This window comes from Clostridium sp. (assembly GCF_021443865.1).
Lineage (GTDB): Bacteria > Bacillota > Clostridia > Clostridiales > Clostridiaceae > Clostridium.
Map to the genome: position 1 here is coordinate 1 of NZ_JABUTB010000089.1, position 8,255 is coordinate 8,255.

General features: G+C 26.3%; 8 protein-coding genes and 1 pseudogene. 2 read left to right on the top strand and 7 right to left on the bottom strand.

Going from position 1 to position 8,255, the window contains the following annotated elements:
- The coding region (locus HUJ77_RS13020; RefSeq protein WP_291709294.1) for an N-acetylmuramoyl-L-alanine amidase at positions 1–420 on the top strand (420 nt) is incomplete at its 5' end.
- 116 nt (positions 421–536) lie between these two features.
- Here the strand turns inward: HUJ77_RS13020 and surE are convergent.
- From surE to HUJ77_RS13045, 5 genes are all read right to left on the bottom strand, one after another.
- The gene (gene surE, locus HUJ77_RS13025) at positions 537–1,292 is read right to left on the bottom strand and encodes a 5'/3'-nucleotidase SurE (protein WP_291709296.1); all 756 of its coding nucleotides are present in this window, start codon (positions 1,290–1,292) and stop codon (positions 537–539) included.
- Positions 1,293–1,349: 57 nt separating this feature from the next.
- On the bottom strand, positions 1,350–2,348 hold the full coding sequence (locus HUJ77_RS13030; RefSeq protein WP_291709298.1) for an LLM class flavin-dependent oxidoreductase: 999 nt from the start codon (positions 2,346–2,348) through the stop codon (positions 1,350–1,352).
- A 110-nt stretch (positions 2,349–2,458) separates the two neighbouring features.
- On the bottom strand, positions 2,459–2,938 hold the full coding sequence (locus tag HUJ77_RS13035) for a hypothetical protein (RefSeq protein ID WP_291709300.1): 480 nt from the start codon (positions 2,936–2,938) through the stop codon (positions 2,459–2,461).
- 133 nt (positions 2,939–3,071) lie between these two features.
- The gene (locus tag HUJ77_RS13040; protein WP_291709302.1) at positions 3,072–5,066 is read right to left on the bottom strand and encodes an ABC transporter permease; all 1,995 of its coding nucleotides are present in this window, start codon (positions 5,064–5,066) and stop codon (positions 3,072–3,074) included.
- Positions 5,056–5,826: an ABC transporter ATP-binding protein gene (locus HUJ77_RS13045; RefSeq protein ID WP_291709303.1), complete on the bottom strand. Its 771-nt coding sequence runs from the start codon at positions 5,824–5,826 to the stop codon at positions 5,056–5,058. The genes HUJ77_RS13040 and HUJ77_RS13045 overlap by 11 nt, the downstream gene beginning before the upstream one ends.
- A gap of 308 nt (positions 5,827–6,134) precedes the next feature.
- Here HUJ77_RS13045 and HUJ77_RS13050 point away from each other — a divergent pair, with 308 nt between their 5' ends.
- Complete coding sequence (locus tag HUJ77_RS13050; protein ID WP_291709304.1) at positions 6,135–6,875, top strand: hypothetical protein; 741 nt, start codon at positions 6,135–6,137, stop codon at positions 6,873–6,875.
- Positions 6,876–6,977: 102 nt separating this feature from the next.
- Here the strand turns inward: HUJ77_RS13050 and HUJ77_RS13055 are convergent, their stop codons facing one another.
- The gene (locus HUJ77_RS13055; RefSeq protein ID WP_291709306.1) at positions 6,978–7,997 is read right to left on the bottom strand and encodes a sensor histidine kinase; all 1,020 of its coding nucleotides are present in this window, start codon (positions 7,995–7,997) and stop codon (positions 6,978–6,980) included.
- Positions 7,994–8,179: pseudogene (locus HUJ77_RS13060) on the bottom strand (winged helix-turn-helix domain-containing protein); the annotation flags it as partial. The pseudogene HUJ77_RS13060 and the gene HUJ77_RS13055, both read right to left, overlap by 4 nt.
- Positions 8,180–8,255 lie beyond the last annotated feature (76 nt).

Below are 8,255 nucleotides of genomic sequence, written 5' to 3' on the forward strand. Positions count from 1 at the left end.
TCAAATGATAGTTTAAAGGAAAGAATTAAATTTTCAGAAGTTTTAAAGGCAGATTTATTTGTATCTATTCATTGTAATAGTGACTACAATAATCAAGACTCTAAGGGTGTTGAAACTTGGTATAAATTAAAGGATGAAAATAGTAAAAACTTAGCATTGACTATTCAAAATGAACTAATTAATGCAAATTATACAGAAGATAGAAAGGTAAAGACCTATAGCAATAAAGAGGATGCTTTAGCAGTACTAGAATTAAATTCAAGTATTCCAGTATTATTAGAGTTAGGTTTTTTAAGTAATCAATCTGATGAAAGATACTTAAAGTCTGATAAAGGAAAAGATGCCATTATAACTGCCATTAAGAATGCTTTATTAGATTATATTGAAGAAAATAAAGCTTCAATTTTAAAGGATAGATAACTACAATAAATTTATAGCATATAAGTAATAGAATATTTCTTTTTATATTTGAAATTCTTATGGATGTTGTGGCAATATATTATTACCACAACATTATTTTTTATAAGTTTACTTAACTAGTCTTCAAAAATATCTTTTACTTCATCTAAAATTATGAAATTAGTAAAATCAAAATGTAGTGGTGTTAAAGTTACATATCCTTGTGATAAGAAGTAAAGGTCTGAATCTTCTTCAGATATTTCATTTCTTGTTCCCTTTGTTATGTAAGTCTTATCTTCATTATCTTCTAATAAAATATAGTTTGTTTTATAAGTTGACTTTCCAAGTCTGCAAACCTTAATACCTTTTATTTCTTCTTCTAGTGTATTTGGCACATTCACATTTAACACTACATCATTTCTCAAATAATTTTTTTCAGCTATATCAACTACTTTACTTATCCATTTAGCTGCCTTAGTATAATCTTCATTATGTCTTTCCCAATCTACTTCCATAGAAATAGCAATTGATGGAACATTATATATAGCTCCTTCTATTGCTGCTGAAACAGTTCCAGAATATAATATATCAGTTCCACAATTTAAACCTCTATTTATTCCAGATATAACTAAATCTATATCTTCACATAATAATGATAATCCTGCTTGAGTGCAATCAGCTGGAGTTCCAACTAAACTATATGCTTTAAAATTCTCATCTAAATTTTCTTCTCTTATTTTTATTGGATTATGAATTGAAATTGAATGACTAGATGCACTTTTCTGCTCCCTTGGTGCTACAACTGTAACTTCATGTTTCCTTGAAATTTCTTTTGCTAAAGCTAGTATTCCTCTTGCATCAATTCCATCATCATTAGTAATTAAAATTTTCATATAAGACCTCCTAAAAAACCTTCATTACTTATTATATATTAGCATAATTCTTTAACTCTAATTAAAGGCTTCTGAAATTAATTTATAAGATTTTATCTTTTCCTCTAAATTTGTATTTAAGTTAATTATCATAAATTCATCTGTATTATAAAACTTACTCATATCTATTATTTGTTCTTTAACCTTATCTGGTGTTCCAATTACCATTCTTCTTCTATTTCTATTTACTATTTGCATTTCAGCTTCAGAATATTTATAAGCTAATGCTTTTTCTAGTGAAGGTATTCCATAGGACTTTCCTGTTTCAACTAAAAGTAAAGTCAAATCCATCATTGCAGCTTGGTTATTAACCTCTTCTTCTGTTTCAGCACAAATTACAAAGCTACAAATAATAGTATTAGGTGATGAAGAAACAACTGATTTTTTGAAATTATCTCTATACCAATTTACTGAACTTACACCCATACCTCCAGTTATAAATTGAGCATAAGCATAGGATGCCCCAGTTCCTGCTGCTAGACTAGCACTTCCCCCACTAGAACCTAATATGTGAATTTCAGGATAAGTATTAGTTATTGGAGTGGCCTTAAGCCCACTAAATTCATGATTTTCTGGAACTATATCATAAATATATCTTATTAAATCTAAAACTTTTTCCTCGTAATTATCACTAAAAATACTTCTACCTTGCATTAGAGCCTTACTTGCTAATGGCATTCCCCCTGGAGCTCTACCTATACCTAAGTCTATTCTATTTGGATATAAAGCTTCCAATACTTTAAAATTTTCAGCAACCTTATAAGGGCTATAATTAGGTAACATAACCCCACCTGAACCAACTCTAATTTTATTTGTTTTTGCTGCAATACTAGAAATAAGTATTTCTGGACTTGAACCAGCTAAACTTTTTGTATCATGGTGTTCAGACACCCAAAATCTATAATATCCTAACTTTTCTAGCTCTTGTGCCAGAACTATTGTATTTCTTAAAGCTTCCGTAGAATTTGAACCTTCACCTATAGGAGATTGATCTAAGGCACTTAATTTAATACTCATGTACATACCTCCTTTAATGTATATTTTTTATTCTTATTATAAACTATAACCCATTGATAAATATTTTCAAGTATTAATTGTTTTTATTAATTATACCAATAAACTTTTCTTCACCAATTTTTTATATGCTTTAGAATAATACTATTGGGAAATTTCCTTTGTAGCCTTTTTAAAATATTTAAAATAATATTTGAAGGAAATAATTTCTCTTCAAATAATATCATAAATGATATAAATGCTTGTACTAAACCTATAATAAAAAATATAACATGTAGATAAATAACAGTTCTAAGCATTATACATTTAACAAGTATCCATATTACTAAGGCCCAGCTAAAAATACTACTTATATAGCCTTGATATTTTGATTTAAAAATCATTGATATAGCACTAAAGATATTTCCAAGTCCAATTACTATAAATAATATAATTCCTGGTATAAGAAAGTTACTAAAGGGGGAATTATTTAAAGAATCCGTTGACATTCCTCCTGGAGTATAAGGATTTAAAATAGCCATACTAGCTCCCGCCATAGCTCCTACTCCTACAAATAAGTGTAAAACAAATAACAATCTACATACTTTTTTCATATAATTTACCTCTCGAAATTTTCTTTTATTTAGTCAAAGTAATAACCTTTATTGAACTTATTATAACATATTTTACATTATACCCCTATTATTACAACTAAAAATGAGGCTGTTGTAGCAGCCTCATTTTAGTTTAAAGAACATTCTTAATATTTTTCTTAGCTCCAATATAGGTAGCAATAAAGTATCCTCCATATATTATAATAAGAGTTCCTATTGCAATTAAAATATTATTCATAATACTAATGCTACCGAAAAGTGTTATTACTCTTTTAGAAAATTCTAATCCTGCCACTGAATGAATAAGCGCTAAAGATAGTGGCATTAAGAAATATATAGCTATTTGAATCAATAAAGATTTATTAATTATATTTTCATCTACACCTATCTTTCTTAGAAGATTATATCTTGCAATATTATCACTGGATTCAGATAATTGTTGAAGTGCTAGTACAGCCGCAGAAACGATTAAGAAGATTCCTCCAATATATATTCCTAAGTAAGATATCATAGCACCCATACTAGTAGAACTTGCAATTAATTCATCTTTTGTAATGTAGAAAACATTAACTTCATTTTCTTCTCTACTTACTTCACGAATATTGTCTAGTTTTTCATTAAAGATTTTTTCACTATCTTCTTTGAAGTTTATATTTAAAGTTGCTGCCCATGGGTTAAGCCCAGTAATAACATCATCCTTTACAATTATAGTACAAAGATTATTTTTCATTGTTTGGTTGTAAGCAACTACTTCTATTGTCTTTTTAGCACCTGACTTTAAAGTAGTTCCATTTATACTAATTTCTCTATTATTATTCAATACATTATTTAACGGATCTATTAAAATGTCTATATCTGAAAATAAAGCATATTCTCCATCCTCTAACCTTAGAGGCTCATTATTTAACATTTTCATTACCTCATTAAATTCTGATAATGAAAGAACTTGAATTTCTCCATCTGTTGCAAGAGCATATAAATCTTTTGCTTTAGTTATATCCTCTGGTGATAAAATATCACTATATCTAATGTTACTATTATAATATATAAGATTGGAATAACTCTTTGAGTAATCTTTTATTTCAAGATTTTTTTCTCTTAAATATTCTTCTATATCTATTCCATTATTACTCCAAATTGTTTGGTCGTATTGAGTTAAATCTTTCAAATCAGCATTCATTGCACTATTGATTCCAAGACCAGCTGCCAGCATACATATACCTATAAATAATGATAAACAGATAAAGGACATTGAAATAAATACTGTATTTATTTTGCTATTTATTTGTCTTAAAACAAACATATTTAAATCTTTTAAATAGAATTTTTTATTTAACTGAACAAGTTTTAATAAGAAGCCTGATAGTGAGAAGAAGAATAAAAATGTGCCAACAATACCAAGTAAAATACTTCTTCCATTTACATTTATACCTATAGTTGAAGTTCCTCTACTAAGAGCAATATAATAAGCATCTCCTATCATTATTAAACTTATTATAAACACAACTACAGAAATCCAAATATTTCTTACCTTAATACTTTCATTTTTCTTAGATGAGTTTATTAAGTCTATTAATTGAATTTTCCTTATAGACATTGAGTTAAACATAAGCACTAATATATAAATCACACCAAAGGATATAAGGGTTTTTATCATAGCAGCATATGAAAATACAAATTTAAACTTAATTAAATTAACCTGGAACATCTTAGCTGTTAACACTGATAATCCTTGTGATAAAATAACACCTACTCCTAATCCAATTACTAAAGATATTATACCTACCAATAATGTTTCAAAAAATATTATAGTTGATAAATTACCTTTATCCATACCTAAGGTCATATATATACCAAACTCTTTTTTTCTTCTTTTTATTAAATAGTTATTTGCATAAATAATTAAGAAAGCTAATACAAAGGATACAAATATCGATGCATATCCCATTACTGAATCCACTGCTTTAAAGGCATTAGCTTGAGCTTCATTTAATTCAAGCATAATACTTTGGGATTCTATTGAATTAAAGGTATAAAATATACAAACTCCAAATACCAAGGTTAAAAAATATATTGCATAATCCTTAAAACTTCTTTTTAAATTCCTAAAAGCTAACTTAGAATACATTATTTTGATCACCTCCAAGAAGTGTAATAACTTCAATTATCTTATCGAAGAATTTCTTTCTTGAATCATTTCCCCTAATTAACTCATTAAATATTCTACCATCCTTAATAAATAAAATTCTCTTTGCATAACTAGCCGAAAAAGCATCATGAGTAACCATCATAATAGTAGCCTTAAGATTTTTATTTAAATCCTCCATACTTTCAAGCAACATTTTTGCAGATTTGGAATCTAAAGCTCCAGTTGGTTCATCAGCTAAAATAAGTGAAGGTTTTGTTATAATAGCTCTAGCTGATGCAACTCTTTGCTTTTGACCACCTGACATTTCATAAGGATACTTGTTTAGTACTTCTTCTATATTTAAGTTCTTAGCAACCTTTCTTACTCTATTATCTATTTCATTATGACTAACCTTCATTATAGTTAATGCAAGAGCTATATTCTCATAAGCTGTTAAAGTATCTAGTAAATTAAAGTCTTGAAATATAAAACCTAATTCTTCTCTTCTAAACTTTGAGATTTTTTTAGAATTAAGCTTAGTAATATCATTGCCAGAAATATAAATATGTCCGCTACTTACCTTATCAATTGTTGAAATACAATTTAAAAGTGTAGTTTTACCACTACCAGAGGCTCCCATTACCCCTACGAATTCTCCCTCTTCTACAGTGAAACTTATATTATTTATGGCTTTAGTAATATTACCCTTTCTGCCATAATATTTTTCAACATTATCTACTCTTAATATTTCCTTTTCCATAAGTTAATCCCTCCTATTTCTTAATATAGGAATATTGTATTTTATTATTAAATCTCCATCCATGGAAGTATATAACATAAATCTTACATTTTTGTAATACTAATATTTATTCAAAATTTTCAAGTCTAATTTTTCCCATTTATATGGATTTTAAGTGTATTATCTCATAAATTATGTTAATATACAAACATACCAAAGCATAGTAAATATAAGATATATTGATATTAATTAAATATCAAAATCAAATATAATAACATTAAAATATCTTATACTTGTCATAAATTTATAATGATTGGAGTTGATTTATTATGAATATTACAGATATATTATTAAAAACATTAATAGATTTGTTCTGGTTTATTGGTATTATAGTTATAGCTGGGTTAATCCTAGGATTTCTAAGAAATACATCTATGGCTAACTACCAAAGAAAATTAGGTAGAAAAGCTATTTATCTTACTGGAATTGTAGGAGTTCCAATTCATGAACTCAGTCATCTTGTAGTAGCTTTATTATTTGGACATAAAATTAAGGAAGTAAAATTCTTTCAAGTTAGTGATGAAAACAGAACTTTAGGATATGTAAATCATTCCTATAACCCTAGGAATATTTATCATCAAATTGGAAATTTCTTTATAGGTGTAGCCCCTATTTTATGTGGAAGTCTACTTATTATCTTATTACTTAAAATATTTGTACCAGCTTCATTAGAAAATACTAGTGAGTTACTAAGTTCTAATGGTATATTTGAATTTTTAAAGAGTATATTCCCAATGAGTAATTTCAAAAGACCAGAATTTTATTTATTCTTATACCTAGTATTTAATATTTGCTCCCATATTTCTTTAAGCCCAGCAGATATTAAAGGAGCATCTATAGGAGTTATATTTATTTTTGCAATATTATTAATACTTAATGTTATGAATTTAGATTTATTTGCTCATATAAATATAATTAAATATAATTTACTTTTAACAAAAGTATTAATAATTTCAATATTATTCTCCTCCATCAATCTATTAATTAGCTTTATACTAAGTAGAATATAATAATAAAAACCCTATTACCTTTTTGTAATAGGGTTTTTCACTTGCTAAAATACCAAATATTAATATTTTCATATATTGGACCTCAAAAAACATATAAATATTTTAATTAAATATCATCATCTTATTAATTGGGAAAACTATAGATACTTTTGTTCCCTTTTTCACTGTAGATTCAACACTTATTCCTAGTCCAAGCTTTTTAGTTAACTTTTTGCATAGATATAGCCCAATACCAGTAGACTTTCCAAAGTTTCTTCCATTTTCTCCTGTATATCCTTTTTCAAAAGCTTTAATCACGTCTCTTTCATCCATTCCAATGCCATTATCTTCTATAGATAAAATAATATTTTCTCCAATATTTCTAGTGTAAAATTTTATTATATTTTCTCTTTTATCATTATCCATATATTTGATAGAGTTAGACACTACTTGATTGATAATAAACTCTATCCATTTACTATCTGTATAAACAATCTTATCTAAATTTAAAGTTTCTATTTTTATTTTCTTTTCAATTAAGACTCTTGAATTTCTTTTTATTACTTTATTTACACTACTCCTTAAATCTACATCTTTAATAATATAATCCTTTTCTAGTGCATTACTTCTAGCATAGAATAAAGCTTGTTCAATATAATTTTCAATTTTAATAATTTCTTCTTCAATACTTTTCGTTAATTCTGACTTATTATTTTCTATAATGAGCTTACTACTAGATATTGGTGTTTTTACTTCATGAACCCAAAGCTCAATATATTCTCTATATTCCTCATTACTCATTTTTAAAGAAGATATATCATCCTTCATTGATTTTGTAATCTCATTAATTATATTATATAAAATTTTACTTTCTGAAAAGTTTCCTTCTTCAACAACATCAGAAATTAAATATTTTTTGTCTAAAGCTTCTAAATTCGTAATAAAATCATCATAGTACTTTTTCTTATTAAGATAATCATAAATATGATAAACTAATATTCCAGCAAAGTTTATTACAAATATAAATACAATTGCATAAGAATCAACTTTTAAAAGCTTAAGTAAAGCTGCTGTAAATGCTAATATTAAAAAATTTATAATTATAAATATTAATCTCTCTTTAAAATACTCTAAAAACTTCATATTAATATATATCCTAATCCTCTCTTAGTTTTTAAAAACCCCTCTGCACCTATTTCCTCTAACTTTTTTCTTAATCTATTAATATTAACTGTTAATGTATTATCATCAACAAATTCATCAGATTCCCATAAAGCTTCTATAATATCATTTCTTGAAACTATTTTTTCTTTATTCTTAATTAAAAAAGATGTTGATCACTACTTATACAGAGTTAAACATTTACTTGACTCACAGTTTACAGAGGTTTCAGTTCACAGT

Bases quoted from the DNA above. Each gene is read 5' to 3' on its own strand.
- surE (WP_291709296.1), bottom strand. From the start codon at position 1,292: ATGAAAATTTTAATTACTAATGATGATGGAATTGATGCAAGAGGAATA.
- HUJ77_RS13030 (WP_291709298.1), bottom strand. From the start codon at position 2,348: ATGAGTATTAAATTAAGTGCCTTAGATCAATCTCCTATAGGTGAAGGT.
- HUJ77_RS13035 (WP_291709300.1), bottom strand. From the start codon at position 2,938: ATGAAAAAAGTATGTAGATTGTTATTTGTTTTACACTTATTTGTAGGA.
- HUJ77_RS13040 (WP_291709302.1), bottom strand. From the start codon at position 5,066: ATGTATTCTAAGTTAGCTTTTAGGAATTTAAAAAGAAGTTTTAAGGAT.
- HUJ77_RS13045 (WP_291709303.1), bottom strand. From the start codon at position 5,826: ATGGAAAAGGAAATATTAAGAGTAGATAATGTTGAAAAATATTATGGC.
- HUJ77_RS13050 (WP_291709304.1), top strand. From the start codon at position 6,135: ATGAATATTACAGATATATTATTAAAAACATTAATAGATTTGTTCTGG.
- HUJ77_RS13055 (WP_291709306.1), bottom strand. From the start codon at position 7,997: ATGAAGTTTTTAGAGTATTTTAAAGAGAGATTAATATTTATAATTATA.